Consider the following 13,709-nt stretch of genomic DNA (forward strand, 5'->3'; position numbering starts at 1 on the left):
CGCAGATCCTTCAGGCGTTGGCGGCGGCAAGCGGCGCGCCGGTGGTATCGGGTTGGCGGCCACCGGCGACGTCGGTGGGACCTTTGAGGATGGTCTTGCGCAGCAGGTACACGTCGACCACGGCCAGCGTGGTGTAGAGCGACACGAACATCGCCAGGCTGATCAGGATCTGGTGCAGTTTCAGGCCCGACGCGGCGAAGAACGTAGGCAGCACGCCATCGATGATCCACGGCTGGCGGCCGTATTCGGCCACGATCCAACCCGCTTCGATCGCCACCCATGGCAGTGCCAGCGACCAGAATGCAAGCCGCAGGAACCAGCGCTTCTCATGCAACTGGTTGCGGCTGGAGAACCAGAACGCCAGTGCGAAGAAGGCGATGAAGTAGAAGCCCAGGCCGGCCATCGCGCGGAACAACCAGAACAGCGGCGCCACCCGTGGCACGGTATCGAACGCCGCCTGGTCGATCTGCGCATCGCTGGCATTGCCAATGTCGTCGCGATAGCGCTTGAGCAACAAGCCATAGCCCAGGTCGTTCCAGTGCGCGTCGAAGGTCTGGCGCGCGGCTTCATTGGTCCGGTCGGCGCGCAGTTCCTGCAAGGCGCCGAACGCGAGCTGGCCGCTGCGGATGCGCTCCTTGGCCCGGTCCACCAGCGGCAGGATGCCGGGCATCTGGGAGTTGAACGAGCGCGTGCCGATCAACCCCATCACCCAGGGGATATGCACCGCGTAGTGGTTGGTACGCGTGTCCTGGTCAGGGATGGCGAAGGCATTGAAGCCGGCCGGTGCGGGTTCGGTTTCCCACATGGCTTCGATCGCGGCCAGCTTCATCTTCTGGTTTTCACCGGCCACGATAACCGCTCTCGTCGCCCAGCACCACCACGCTCAGCGATGCGGCCAGGCCGAAGCTGGCGGCCACCGCCATCGAGCGCTTGGCAAATTCCAGGTGGCGTCCACGCAGCAGGTAGTACGCACTGATCGCCATCACGAACACCGCCCCGCACACGTAGCCAGCGCTGACCGTATGCACGAACTTGGCCTGCGCCACCGGGTTGAACAGCACCGCGGCGAAGTCAGTGACCTCCATGCGCATGGTGTCCGGATTGAATTTCGCACCGACCGGATACTGCATCCAGCCGTTGGCGATCAGGATCCACAGCGCGGAGAAGTTCGAGCCCAGCGCGACCAGCCAGGTCACCACCAGGTGCTGGACCTTGGACAGCTTGTTCCAGCCGAAGAAGAACAGGCCGATGAAGGTCGCCTCCAGGAAGAACGCCATCAACCCTTCGATCGCCAGCGGCGCGCCGAAGATGTCGCCGACGTACTGACTGTAGTAGGACCAGTTGGTGCCGAACTGGAACTCCATGACGATGCCGGTGGCCACGCCCATGGCGAAGTTGATGCCGAACAGCGAGCCCCAGAACAAGGTCATGCGCCGCCAGACGTCGCGGCCGGTCATCACGTAGACGCTTTCCATGATGGCGATGAGGAACGACAGTCCCAGCGTCAGCGGGACGAACAGGAAGTGATAGAGCGCGGTGAGTGCGAACTGCAGGCGACTGAGTTCGACGATGGTCATGTCCGGCATGGCGGCTGCGGCCCGGTGGGAGTTGGCCGAAGGATGCACTGCAAAACCGGAGTGGGCCTTGATCTGGATCAAGGTGCCGACAGGCGGCCAGGGCGCACAATCGGGACTCCATTGCCACCGCCCCGCTCCCGCCAAGCCAGCCATGCCCGCCGTCCCGCCGCTGCCCATCGCCCAGCAACTGCAGGCACTGACCGCTCCGGTCCGTGCCCGGCTGCGGCTGGCGGGCACCGCCATCGTGCTGGCCGGCTGCGGGCTGGCGGCGCAGGCCGGACTGATCGCACTGGCCGCACAACGGATTCTGGTGGACCACCAGCCCGTCGTCGCGGTGCTGCCACTGCTCATCGGCCTGTTGGCCGTGGGAGCGGCGCGGGCCCTGCTGAACTGGGCCGCGCGCCGGCTGGCCGATACCGCGGTGGAGTGCCTGCGCCACCAGTTGCGCCTGTCGGTGGTACGGCGCCTGCAGGCCCGCGGCCCGCTGTGGCTGCGCCGCCAGCGCGCGGGCGCATTGGCCGAACTACCCGGCACGCATGTCGATGCGCTGGATGGCTACGTCGGCGGCTTCCTGCTGGCACAGATGGAAATCACCTGGGTGCCGCTGGCCCTGCTGGTGGCGGTGTTCTGGATGGACCGCATCGTCGGGTCGATCCTGCTGCTGACGCTGCCCTTGATCCCGATCTTCATGGCGCTGGTCGGCTGGGGCGCGCAGGCCGCCAGCGACCGCCAGCTGGCAGCGCTGACCCGCATGGGCGCGCACTTCGCCGACCGCCTGCGCGGGTTAGGCCTGATCCGTCTGTACGGCCGCGCGGCGAGCGAGCTGGAAGGCATCCGCGTGGCCGCCGACGGCGTGCGCGAAGGCAGCCTGAAGGTGTTGCGCATCGCTTTCCTGTCATCGGCGGTGCTTGAGTTCTTCGCCTCGATGGGCGTGGCGATGGTGGCGCTGTATCTGGGCCTGAGCTACCTGGGCATGATCAGCCTGCGCGGCGCGCCGCTGGACCTGGCGACCGGCCTGTTCTGCCTGCTGCTGGCGCCGGAAGTCTACGCACCGCTGCGTCGGCTGGCCGCGCATTACCATGACCGCGCCAACGCACTGGCGGCAATCGCCCAGATCGATGCCACCCTGGGTGAAGCAGCTGCGGAGGATGCCATCGCTACAACCACTCCGGTGCAGGCAGCACTGCCCGAAGGCGTCTGTGTGCAGGCGCGCGCACTGCGCCTGCGTCACGCCAACGCCGTCACGCCGGTGCTGAAAGACCTGTCGTTCGACCTGCAGACGGGCCAGCAACTCGCGCTGGCCGGGCCCAGTGGCTGCGGCAAGAGCACCCTGCTGGAAGCCCTCGCCGGCTGGCTTGCACCCGATGACGGGCGACTGCTGCACAGTCATGGCCTGCGCATCGGTTACGCCTCGCAGCGGCCACATCTATTCTGCGGATCGATCGCCGACAATCTGCGCATCGCCGCGCCACAAGCCAGCGATGCGCAGCTGCAGGCCGCCGCCGAGGCTGCACAGGTCATGGCCTTTGCCCACGCCCTGCCGCAGGGACTGGACACGCGCATCGGCGAGGGTGGCTTCGGCCTGTCCGGCGGCCAGGCCCGGCGCGTCGCGTTGGCCCGCGTGCTGCTGCAGGACCCACAGCTGTTGCTGCTGGACGAACCGACCGCCTTCCTGGATGCCGACACCGAAGCACGCCTGCTCGACGCACTGCTGCACTTCGCACATGGCCGCACGCTGGTCATCGCTACCCACAGCGAAGCGGTGATGCAGCGCATTGGCCAGGTGCTGTGGCTACCCGATGGTCAGCAGCGACCGCTGCGGAGAGCGGCATGAACGCATTGCTGACCGTGCACCGCCGCGGCATCGCGCTGACGCTGCTGTTGCTCACCGTGACCCTGCTGGCCGGCACCGCGCTGCTGGGATTGGCCGGGCATTTCCTGACCGCGGCAGCGCTGGCCGGCGTGGGCGCGCTGGGCTTCAACCTGTTCGGCCCCTCGGCCGGCATCCGCGGGCTGACCTTCGTGCGCATCCTGTCGCGCTATGGCGAAAAACTGATCGGCCATGATGTGACCCTGCGCATCGGCCGCGACCTGCGCCTGGACTTCTTCCGTCGTGCGTTGCCCTTGGCGCCGCTGGGCCTGGGCAAGCTGCGCACGGGCGATCTGCTATCGCAGTTGGTGAGCGACATCGAACGGGTCGAAGGCGGCCTGGTGCGCGCGGTCGGCCCATTGTTCGCGCTGGCCCTGCTCAGCCTGATCGCCTGTGCCGTCGCCGCATTCGCGTTGCCATCGGTGGGATTGACGCTGCTGATGGCCTGCGTGCTGCTGGCCGGCCTGCTGCCGTGGCTGACCACGCGCGGTGCCCCTGCCCAGGAACAAGCGCGCGAACAAGCCCGCGCCACGCTCCGCGCCGATGTGCTGGACGCCGTGCAGGGCGCCACCGACCTGGCCGCGCTACACGCAGGCGACACCTGGTTCGCGCGCATCGAGACGGCCAGCCGACAGCTCGCCGACAGCGAACGTCAACGCAAGCGACGCCTGGCCATCGGCACGCTCGCCCACGGCGTCGTCACCGCCGCCACCCTGGCCAGCGTGCTTGGCCTGCTGCTGGAAGCTGCTGCCAGCAACACACTGACCACGCCTGCGGCCGCCGGCCTGTTCTTCATGACCGTGGCCACGCTGGAAGCGTGTGCGGGCGCTTCGCTGGCCTGGCGCGAGCTGCAGGCCGCGCGTGGCGCATCACGCCGACTGGACGCCACCGTGTCCGCACCGCCAGCCGTAGCCGATCCGGTCGCGCCCATCGATGTCCCGACACATGCGCTGCTGGAACTGCAGGACGTCGGCTTCCATTGGGATGGCACGCGCCAGCAGGTGCTCGATGGCGTCAACCTGCACATCGCGCCAGGCCAGCGCATTGCAATCAGCGGCGACAGCGGTGCGGGCAAGAGCTCACTGCTGGCGCTGCTGCTGCGCCTGTGCGACCCCGATGCCGGGCAACTGCGCTATGACGGCATCGACGTGCGTCGCTTCGCGCAGGCCGATTGGCACCGGCAGATCGCCTGGTTGCCGCAGGAGGCACCGGTGTTCGCCGGCAGCATCCGCGACAACCTGCTGCTGGGCGATGCCCATGCCGACGATGCAGCGCTGTGGCAGGTGCTGGCACAGGTGCGGCTGGACGATCTGGTGCGCGATCTTCCCGCGCAACTTGATGCATGGATCGGCGAACACGGACGCACGCTCTCCGCCGGCCAGGCCCGTCGCATCGCCCTGGCCCGCGCCTTGCTGCGCGATGTGCCAATCCTGATCCTGGACGAGCCAACCGAAGGCCTGGATGTCGACACCGCCCAGGCCTTGCTGACCGACCTGGCCCACGCCAGCGCCGGTCGCAGCGTGATCCTGATCAGCCATGACGTCCTGCCCCCCGGCATCGTCGACCAACACTACCTGCTGCTGGACGGCAGGCTACGACCGGCCAACTGACCGATTGGCAACACGCCGATCCGCACTGCCCTACATTCATCCAGCAGCAGGCACGCCGGCACCGGCTGCGCGCTACAGTCCGGCGGACTTTCCTTTGGCGCATCCGCCATGCAAGAACCCGCACGCGTCCGCCAGCTCGACGAGAAGATCTGCAGACTGATCTGTCCAATTTCAGCGGCAATGGTCGGCGTCTGCCTGACCGGCGTCGGCCTGCTGCGGGTTGCCGTGGCCGTCGAACACAAATCCACGCTGGCCGACGACCTGCTGTCGCTGGATGCGGTGATCTTCCTGGTCGCCACGCTGGTGTCCTATTTCGCCCTGCGCACCCAGGTACGCAACCACCGGCTCGAACAGGTCGCCGATGTCGCCTTCATCACCGCGATGGTGCTGCTGACCATCGCCTGCCCGCTGATCACCTACAGCTTTCCCCTGTAGGCGCATTGATCAGCGCGTTAGATGGCTGGCGGCGGAGCTAGCGCAGGGGTTTCCTGAATTTCGACCTTGGTCGTCACATCAGGCGCAGCCTGGGACAGCGTGATGATCTCGTCGGCCGAAAAACCAGCGATGCGATCCTTGATGCGCCCTGCAGACAAGGATTGCAGTGACGGGTTACCGACGACGTCGTATGCGCTGTTGACGCCAGCAAGATTGAGTTGAAGTATCGCGGCGGCGAGCGCGCTCTGCTTGTTCTGCGGAAGCGCCTTCATCATTTTTTTGAAACTGTTGTTTGCAGCCTGCTCGGAACTTGCATCAATGCGCACCGGCTCGCGCGCTTGCGCCACGCCCACGATCGCTGCCAGGCACAGCACCGCCCAGGTCCTTCTGATCTTCATGCGACGCTCTCCATATATTTGAGCGGAGCATGCCCCGGCAATGCGCCCTCCGCAAGCAAGCTGCGTGGATCACCCAGCTGCGGCCAGCGTCTCCAGTCGCGTCCGATCCAGCAGCTGCACGGTGTGCGGATCGGGCGTGGCGATCAGACCCTCGCCGCGCAGCTTGGTGAAGCAGCGGCTCACCGTTTCGATAGTCAGACCCAGGTAGTCGGCGATGTCGGTGCGGGTCATCGGCAGCTCGACCACGGCGTCGTCCTGGCCCTGGCGTTGGCGGCGCCGGGCCATGTCCTGCAGGAAGCCGGCCAGGCGCTCCGGTGGCGTCATCCGCGCCAGCGCCATCAGCTTGTCGCGGGTGGCATCCAGCTCGATGCAGGCGCGCTGCATCAGCTCATGTTCCAGCCCGTGATAGGTCGCGCACAGGGTGCGCATGCCGTCGTGGGACACCGCGCACAGGCGACTGTCGGTGATCGCCTCGAAGGTGTGGCGGTAATGGGTGGAGTTGCTGAAGCCGATGTAGTCGCCCGGCATCAGGAAGCCGGCCACCAGCCGACGGCCGTCGGCCAGGGTGCGGGTGCGGCGCAGGGCGCCGGTCTGCACGGTGAACACGTAGCGCCGCGGCTCGCCTTCGCGTGCCAGCAGCTCACCGGCACGCAGCTGCAGGTCGCCAGCAAGCTCTTCGAGGGCACCGGCCTGTTCGGCCGGCAGCGCGGTGCACACGGCCAGATGTCGAACCAGGCAGACGCGGCAGCCATGGCCGGCGGCCGATCGCGCCGACACGTCCGGTTCGGCCGTGTCCGGGCCGGAGATATTGCGATGGATACGCAGGCTGCTCATGGGTCTGCCGGCCTCCAGTCCGGTTCGGCGATGGCCATGATACGCCGCACCGTCAGGTGAACCGCCGGTCGCCAGGCGGGCACGCGCGGCCCGGATCGGTTACCATGCGCCCGCTTCGCACAGCGGCAGTCGTGTTTCCCCTGAAGGGATCTTCGGCGTTGAATGGGCCCATTGCCCGCCTCGCCAACCTTCCTCCGACGCCTTCTCGCTTCGCAAAGACGGACCTGCCACTGTCGGCCGTTCCGCCCAACAGGTTACTCGCAGCGCGGTTAGGGAACGCTTCGGGCAACACACGCTCTTCCAACGGCTTTCGTGGCACGTAGCGCTTTTCGCGCTGCGTTCGTGGCGTTTTTCGCGTTGGCTGGGCGTGCATCCGGAGCTTTCCAATGTCATTTGAAAACCTGGGGCTTGCCCCGTTCCTGCTGCGTGCACTGGCCGAGCAGGGTTATGAGAACCCCACCCCGATCCAGGAGCAGGCGATCCCGCTGGCCCTGGACGGCCGCGACCTGATGGCCGGCGCGCAGACCGGCACCGGCAAGACCGCAGCGTTCGGCCTGCCGCTGCTGCAGCACCTGGGCACCAACGCCCAGGAAGTCACCCGTGGCCCGCGTCGTCCGCGCGCCCTGGTCCTGACCCCCACCCGCGAACTGGCCACCCAGGTGCACGACAGCCTGCGTGACTACAGCAAGTACCTGCGCATCCCGTCGGCCACCATCTATGGCGGCGTGGGCATGGGCCCGCAGCTGGACACCCTGCGCCGTGGCGTGGATCTGGTGATCGCCTGCCCGGGCCGCCTGATCGACCACCTGGAGCGTCGCAGCGTCGACCTGTCGGGCATCGAGATCCTGGTCCTGGACGAAGCCGACCGCATGCTCGACATGGGCTTTTTGCCGTCGATCAAGCGCATCCTGGCCAAGCTGCCCAAGCAGAACCGCCAGACCCTGCTGTTCTCGGCCACCTTCGACGACAACATCAAGTCGCTGGCGCGCGAGTTCATGCACGACCCGCTGGAAATCCAGGTCACGCCGAAGAACACCGTGGCCGAGACCATCACCCACCGCGTGCACCCGGTCGACAACGCGCGCAAGCGCGAGCTGCTGCTGCACCTGCTGGCCGAGGATTCGCGCATCCAGACCCTGGTGTTCGCCAAGACCAAGCACGGCAGCGACAAGCTGGCGCTGTTCCTGGAGAAGGCCGGCATCCAGACCGCTGCGATCCACGGCAACAAGAGCCAGTCCCAGCGCCTGCGCGCGCTGCGCGACTTCAAGGCCGGCAAGATCAGCGTACTGGTCGCCACCGACATCGCCGCGCGCGGCATCGACATCGACCAGCTGCCGAAGGTGATCAACTTCGACCTGCCGATGGTGGCCGAAGACTACGTGCACCGGATCGGCCGCACCGGCCGCAACGGCTCCACCGGTGAAGCGGTGTCGCTGGTCTCGCAGGAAGACGCCAAGCTGCTGCGCGCCATCGTGCGCCTGCTCAACCGCGACCTGGAGATCAAGGACGTGCCGGGCTTCGTGCCGCAGACCCCGATCCGCTGGGGCAACAGCGCGCCGGGCCGGGCCGACCTGCCGGGCGGTGATCGCCCGCCGCGCCGCCACGACCGGCGCCCGCATGGCGAGGCCCCGCGTCGCGCCCATGCCGGCCCGAAGCAGCACGGCGCCCCGCGTCCGGGCGGCAACGGCAATGGCCGTCGCGCAGGTGGCGGCGGTGCCGGTGGCCAGCGTTCCAGCCAGCCGCGTCGCGCTGACTGAGCCTGAAATCGCCGGCGTGGTCCGTTTGCGCGGACCACGCCGGCATTCGAGAATTCATCCATGGATATCTTCAAGGTCTTCACCCTGGAAGCCGCGCACCGCCTGCCCAACGTGCCCGAGGGGCACAAGTGCGCGCGCCTGCACGGCCACTCGTTCCGCATCGAGATCCACCTCTCCGGCCCGCTGGACCCGCACACCGGGATGGTCATGGACTTCGCTGACGTCAAGGCGGCCTTCAAGCCGATGTACGACCGCCTGGACCATCACTACCTCAACGACATCGAGGGCCTGGACAATCCGACCAGCGAGCGCATCGCCGAGTGGATCTGGGACCACCTCAAGCCGGCATTGCCATTGCTGAGCCAGGTGGTGGTGCACGAGACCTGCACCGCCGGCAGCCGCTACCGCGGCCCGGCCGCAAACTGACGAAGCAACAGCAGAAGGGGCCGCCAGGCCCCTTTCTCGTTCAGGGCGACCGCCCCCCCTGCAACGACCGTTCGTCGGCCATCTTCGACCTACGTTGCATTGCAGCAAAACCACGGGTATGCTGCGTCGCAACATCACTCCCGCAAGAAAGCACGCGGCAGGGATGGCAGAGATCCCGCGTCGGCGCACCGCGCCACGCACCCCGAATTTGTGTGGGTCCCTCCCCCCGCACAAATCCAAGCCCGACAGGTCCCTCCCCCTGTCGGGCTTTTTTTTGGAAAAAATTCCAGCGCCACCTCATCGTCCGGGCAGCTTCAGTTCGAGTACTCAGGCCATCTTCCTCAGTCGGCACGCGGCCCCTGTTCGAACGCCTCCCCACCCGGACTGGGTGGACATCCCTTGATCGGCCAGCCCGGTTGTAACCGCGCGCAGCGTAGAATCGTGCACATGTCATTTGCCAGCCAGACCCTCTCAGGGACCAAGCCCGAGCAGTACGCGCAGCTGTTGGAGCAGGCGCGCGGCCTGATGTACGGCGAAGCCGACCGCATCGCCAACGCGGCCAACCTCTCGGCGCTGCTGTTCAACGCCCTACCCGATTTCAACTGGGCCGGCTTCTATTTCTACGACGGCACCGAACTGGTCGTCGGCCCGTTCCAGGGCCTGCCGGCCTGCGTACGGATCCGGCTCGACAAGGGCGTCTGCGGCGCCGCCGCCACGACCCGCCAGACCCAGCGCGTGCATGACGTGGAGGCCTTCCCCGGGCACATCGCCTGCGATGCAGCCTCACGCTCGGAACTGGTGGTGCCCCTGGTCAAGGACGGTGCCCTGATCGGCGTACTGGACATCGACAGCCCACTGGTCGGCCGTTTCGACGAAGACGACCAGCGCGGCCTGGAAGCCATCGCCGCGGCGTGGATCGAAGCACTGCGATGAGCACCACGCAGCTGCGCAATATCGGACCCAAGTCGGCCGCGTGGCTGCGGCAGGTCGGGCTGCGCACTGAAGAAGACCTCCGCGCCGTCGGTGCGGTCGATGCCTTCATGCGGGTCAAGCGCGCCGGCTTCCGGCCCAGCCTCAACCTGCTGTATGCGCTGGAAGGCGCGTTGCGCGGCTGCCACTGGCAGGAAGTGCCCGAATCACGTCGCCAGGAAATGGTGCAGGAAGCCGAAGCCGCCTCAGCCGCCCTACCGCCGCCGCGTGGCCGCCCGGCCGCCGCACCGGTGACCACCACCAACCACGGCAGCAGTGACGAGGGCGGCAGCGCGCCGTCGTTCGATTTCCTCGACAGCCCCGGCCGCGACGAAGACTGACCGCCTGATGCCGCGCTGCGGCAGGTGATCGCGTACACTCTGCGCCGCTTTCAGGTGACCCAATGCGCATGTCGTCGCGCCGCGGGTTGAAACGGGAAGCCGGTGAATCCCTCGCGGGGTGATTCCGGCGCTGCCCCCGCAACGGTAAGCGAGTCATGCCAACGCATCGGCCACTGTGCGCAACACGCACGGGAAGGCGCGACGGCGGAAGTATCCACTTCCAGCTCGCAAGCCCGGAGACCGGCCTTCAAGCACGGATCATTCCCGATCCATCACCGGTTGCGATGCGGAGGGCGTCGCGCGTGCCGCGCCGCCTGTCCGCGTGCGCAGTCCGCCTGCATCCTTCGTTCGCGATTTCTCCCGCCTTCCATGCGCGCGGGGCGCGCGACGGAGTCTTGAACACCATGAAGTACACCCTGCTTTCCCTGGCCATCGCGCTGGGCCTTCCCGCCATCGCCTCGGCGCAGACCGGCGACGATGCCGCCAACCTGGACCAGGTCTCGGTCACCGCCACGCGTACCGAAGTCGCCGTCCAGGACAGCCTGGTGCCCGTGCAGGTCATCTCCCGCGAGGAGATCGAACGCAGCCAGGCCACCTCGCTCCCCGACCTGCTGGCCGGCCGCGCCGGCATCAACATCGCCAACCAGGGCGGCCCGGGCAAGCTGACCAGCGTGTTCCTGCGCGGCACCGAATCGGACCAGGTGCTGGTGCTGGTCGACGGCGTGCGCCTGGGCTCGGTCACCTCCGGCCTGGCCGCATTCCAGGACCTGCCGGTCTCGCAGATCGACCATATCGAGATCGTGCGCGGCCCGCGTTCCAGCCTGTATGGCTCGGAAGCCATCGGCGGCGTGATCCAGATCTTCACCCGCACTGGCGGCAAAGGCCTGAACACCTACGCCCAGCTGGGCTTCGGCAGCAACAACCTGCGTAACCACAGCGCCGGCTTCAGCTACCGTGGCGACCGCGGCTGGCTGTCGGCCAACGCCGCCTACCAGGAAACCGACGGCATCAATGCCTGCAACGGGTCGGCCACGCTGTTCGCCGGTTGCTATGTCGACGAACCCGACCGCGATGGCTACCGCAACACGTCCATCGGCGTGCGCGGCGGCATCAACGTCACCGATACGCTGAGCCTGGAAGGCAACTTCCTCAACGCCGACAGCCTCAACGAATACGACGGCAGCAGCTACGTCGGCAACGAGGCAGAAAACCTGCAGCGCGTGGCCGGTGGCAAGCTGCTGTGGAGCCCGTCCGACGCCTTCCGCCTGACCGTGCAGGCCGGCCGTGCCGACGACCAGGCGGACAACTACTACGCCGATGCCAGCACCGGCACCCGCAGCTTCGTCAGCACCTTCGATACCCGTCGCGACACCGCCTCGGTGCAGGGCGACTACACCTTTGCCGAAGGCCAGGTCATCACGCTCGGCGGCGACTGGTTGAACGACCAGGTCGTCAGCACCACCGCCTACGATGTGGACAGCCGCGACAACACCGGCGTGTTTGCCGAGTACCAGGGCACGTTCGGCGCGCAGTCGGTGCAGGCCTCGGTGCGCAATGACGACAACGAGCAGTTCGGTTCGCACACCACCGGCAGCCTCGGCTACGGCTTCGGCTTCGGCAATGGCTTCAAGTTCACCGCCAGCGCCGGCACCGGCTTCAAGGCACCGACCTTCAACGACCTGTACTACCCGGGCTTCAGCAATCCGGACCTGAAGCCGGAGAAGAGCAAGTCGCTCAACCTGGGCCTGGCCCAGTACGGCCAGGGCTGGAACTGGACCTTCAACGCCTATGAAACCCGCATCGACGACCTGATCGGCTACGACACCGCCTACAACGTGGTCAACGTGGACAAGGCCAAGATCCGCGGTGCCGAGCTGACCGGTTTCGTTTCGCTGTACGGCGTGGACATCAACGCCCAGATCAGCCACACCGACCCGCGCAATGACGGCGACGACAGCATCAACAAGGACAACTGGCTGGCCCGCCGTGCGCGTGACACCGCGCGCCTGGACCTGGATTACGCCATCGGTGATTTCCGCATCGGCCTGACCGGCACCGGCACCGGCCATCGTTTCGACGATGCGGCCAACACCGTGCGCCTGGCCGGCTATGGCACCCTGGACGTGCGCCTGGAATATGCACTGAGCAGCGACTGGACCCTGCAGGCCAAGGCCGCCAACGTGTTCGACAAGCAGTACGAAACCGTGCAGTGGTTCAACCAGCCGGGCCGCGAGTACACCGTCAGCATCCGCTGGCAGGCCAAGCAGCAGTAAGTTTTCCGCTACATGAAAGAAGAAAAAGCCGGCAGCGATGCCGGCTTTTTCTTTGAGCGGAGAGACCTCGGGACGGCGCCTGTGCCGACATGACTGCAACGAAATGCATCCATGACCGTCGTCATCCCCGCGAACGCGGGGACCCAGCGACTTGATCTTCATACAAGCAACGTCACTGGCCCGCTTTCGCGGGACTTTCAACAGCCGAAGCGCCTTAAAACAGCCGAAGCGCTTTAAAACAGCCGAATGGCTGGTCATGGCTGGTCATGGCCAGTAACGACGGTCAGGAGAAATCGCGCGCAGGCCTGACTAATCGGCACCAAGCCGATTCAACGGAATCCGCAGGTACGACACACCATCGTCTTCCGCAGGCGGCAGCCGACCGCCGCGCAGGTTGACCTGCAGCGCAGGCAGGATCAGGCGTGGCACCGGCAGCACCGCATCGCGCGCCTGCCGGCGTGCGACGAAGTCGGCCTCAAGCGCATCGCCGCCAACATGCACGTTATGCGCACGCTGCTCGGCCACGGTGGTCTGCGTGGTCGCCGGCTTGGCCTCGCCCGGATAGTCGTGGCACAGGAACAGGCGCGTCTGCGGCGGTAGCGACAGCAGGCGACGAATCGAGGCATACAGGCGCGCGGCATCGCCGCCGGGGAAGTCCGTGCGCGCCGTGCCCGCGGCCGGCGCGAACAGCGTGTCGCCGATGAACACCGCATCGCCGATGCGATAACTCAGGCTGTCATCGGTGTGGCCCGGCGTGGCCAACACCTGCGCCTGCAGCGTGCCGATGGCGAATGCATCGCCATCGTCGAACAGCCGGTCGAACTGACGACCATCGGCCACGAATTCATCGCCCCAGCCGAACAGTGCCTTGAAACGCTGCTGCACCTGGACGATGCCGCAGCCGATCGCCACCGGCGCACCCAGCGCATCGCGCAGGTAACCGGCCGCGCTCAGGTGATCGGCATGCGCGTGGGTTTCCAGGATCCATTGCACGTCCAGGCCCTGCTCACGCACGGCCGCCAGCAATACATCGGCCGACGTCGTGGAGGTGTGCGCGGCAGCCGCGTCGTAATCCAGCACCGGATCGATGATGGCAGCCGCGTGGCTGGCCGGGTCACGGACCAGGTAGGTGATCGTGCCGGTGGGTGCATCGAAGAACGACTGTACCTGCGGCGTCGCGTCAATCTGTGTCATGCAATCTCCTTGCGCCGCGAACGAG

The 13,709-nt window shown here is 66.9% G+C and carries 11 protein-coding genes, 1 pseudogene and 1 riboswitch; of the genes and pseudogenes, 8 read left to right on the top strand and 4 right to left on the bottom strand.

The features are described 5' to 3' along the window. Positions 1–10: 10 nt before the first annotated feature. Positions 11–1,586 (bottom strand): annotated as a pseudogene (locus O8I58_RS09075) (cytochrome ubiquinol oxidase subunit I). Positions 1,587–1,728: 142 nt separating this feature from the next. On the opposite strand from O8I58_RS09075, the gene cydD reads away from it, so the two are divergent. From cydD to O8I58_RS09090, 3 genes are all read left to right on the top strand, one after another. Next, on the top strand, positions 1,729–3,411 hold the full coding sequence (gene cydD / locus O8I58_RS09080; RefSeq protein WP_298322482.1) for a thiol reductant ABC exporter subunit CydD: 1,683 nt from the start codon (positions 1,729–1,731) through the stop codon (positions 3,409–3,411). Further along, complete coding sequence (gene cydC, locus O8I58_RS09085; RefSeq protein ID WP_298322485.1) at positions 3,408–5,057, top strand: thiol reductant ABC exporter subunit CydC; 1,650 nt, start codon at positions 3,408–3,410, stop codon at positions 5,055–5,057. Before cydD ends, cydC begins: the two co-directional genes overlap by 4 nt. Before the next feature lie 108 nt (positions 5,058–5,165). Beyond that, positions 5,166–5,492 (top strand): hypothetical protein, encoded by a 327-nt coding sequence (locus tag O8I58_RS09090; protein WP_298322487.1) that lies wholly within the window; start codon positions 5,166–5,168, stop codon positions 5,490–5,492. Positions 5,493–5,509: 17 nt separating this feature from the next. On the opposite strand, the gene O8I58_RS09095 is transcribed toward O8I58_RS09090, so the two are convergent. Then, positions 5,510–5,890: a DUF6694 family lipoprotein gene (locus O8I58_RS09095; protein WP_298322490.1), complete on the bottom strand. Its 381-nt coding sequence runs from the start codon at positions 5,888–5,890 to the stop codon at positions 5,510–5,512. Between the two features lie 69 nt (positions 5,891–5,959). After that, entirely contained in the window at positions 5,960–6,724 is a 765-nt protein-coding gene (locus O8I58_RS09100; protein WP_298322493.1) for a Crp/Fnr family transcriptional regulator, read from the bottom strand. Between the two features lie 386 nt (positions 6,725–7,110). On the opposite strand from O8I58_RS09100, the gene O8I58_RS09105 reads away from it, so the two are divergent. The 5 genes from O8I58_RS09105 (at position 7,111) to btuB (ending at position 12,490) form a co-directional block, all read left to right on the top strand. Next, positions 7,111–8,481 (top strand): DEAD/DEAH box helicase, encoded by a 1,371-nt coding sequence (locus O8I58_RS09105; RefSeq protein ID WP_298322496.1) that lies wholly within the window; start codon positions 7,111–7,113, stop codon positions 8,479–8,481. Between the two features lie 60 nt (positions 8,482–8,541). Next, positions 8,542–8,907 carry a 6-carboxytetrahydropterin synthase QueD gene (gene queD, locus O8I58_RS09110; RefSeq protein ID WP_298322499.1) on the top strand — a complete coding sequence of 122 codons (366 nt, stop codon included), beginning with the start codon at positions 8,542–8,544 and terminating at the stop codon, positions 8,905–8,907. Positions 8,908–9,354: 447 nt separating this feature from the next. Further along, positions 9,355–9,840 (top strand): free L-methionine (R)-S-oxide reductase MsrC, encoded by a 486-nt coding sequence (locus tag O8I58_RS09115; protein ID WP_298322501.1) that lies wholly within the window; start codon positions 9,355–9,357, stop codon positions 9,838–9,840. Beyond that, a complete protein-coding gene (locus tag O8I58_RS09120; protein ID WP_298322503.1) occupies positions 9,837–10,217 on the top strand; it encodes a TfoX/Sxy family protein in 381 nt (126 codons plus the stop codon). Before O8I58_RS09115 ends, O8I58_RS09120 begins: the two co-directional genes overlap by 4 nt. 35 nt (positions 10,218–10,252) lie before the next feature. Continuing rightward, a riboswitch (cobalamin riboswitch) is annotated at positions 10,253–10,481 on the top strand. Between the two features lie 140 nt (positions 10,482–10,621). Further along, entirely contained in the window at positions 10,622–12,490 is a 1,869-nt protein-coding gene (gene btuB, locus O8I58_RS09125; protein ID WP_298322505.1) for a TonB-dependent vitamin B12 receptor, read from the top strand. 309 nt (positions 12,491–12,799) lie between these two features. On the opposite strand, the gene O8I58_RS09130 is transcribed toward btuB, so the two are convergent. Next, positions 12,800–13,684 carry an MBL fold metallo-hydrolase gene (locus O8I58_RS09130; RefSeq protein ID WP_298322508.1) on the bottom strand — a complete coding sequence of 295 codons (885 nt, stop codon included), beginning with the start codon at positions 13,682–13,684 and terminating at the stop codon, positions 12,800–12,802. Between the last annotated feature and the right edge of the window lie 25 nt (positions 13,685–13,709).

The sequence above is a fragment of the Pseudoxanthomonas sp. genome (genome assembly GCF_027498035.1).
Classification (GTDB): Bacteria; Pseudomonadota; Gammaproteobacteria; order Xanthomonadales; family Xanthomonadaceae; genus Pseudoxanthomonas_A.